We start from the raw sequence: 506 nt of genomic DNA, 5'->3' as shown, positions 1-506 counted from the left end.
CTTAAATCGTCGATCGTGGGTGCTTTGAAGAATCGCGAGATGGTCACCGTTTCGAATGAAGAGCACGGCTGGCTGCGCATCAAGTCGGACCGGGTCTCCGGCTGGGCAGCAGGTTATTATTTGAAGAAAGTCAATGGCAGTGTCGTTACGGCATCGGCAACAGTTCAAGTTGGCAATGTTCAAAAAAGTTCTGTAGCCACCCGGGCTACTGTACTGGCGGATTCGCTGCGGATCAGGGCCGGCGCCGGATTGAACTATAAGGTTCTGGGAGGCCTAACAAAAGGTGAGGCTATTACGATAATGGATAACCGGGAAGGATGGGTTCGGATCCAGACTCCGGATGGACAAGCCGGCTGGGTATCAGATCATTATATCATGAAAGACGCAAAACAAACGGTAGCGGTTTCTTCGGGAAAATCGAAGGGGCTTAAAGGGAAAGTAATCGTCATTGACCCCGGTCACGGCGGAGAAGATCCCGGAATGATCGGAATGAAATATGAAACGAT

General features: G+C 50.8%; 1 protein-coding gene. It reads left to right on the top strand.

The annotated features are described in order from the left end of the window. Window positions 1–506 (top strand): SH3 domain-containing protein (locus HI950_RS35455; RefSeq protein WP_169091788.1); only part of this gene is annotated, 506 nt, incomplete at both ends.

This window comes from Paenibacillus sp. PL91, from assembly GCF_012935325.2.
GTDB lineage: Bacteria > Bacillota > Bacilli > Paenibacillales > Paenibacillaceae > Pristimantibacillus.
The sequence above is the reverse complement of the archived record's forward strand: the minus strand, read 5'-3'. Positions and strand labels throughout refer to the sequence as shown.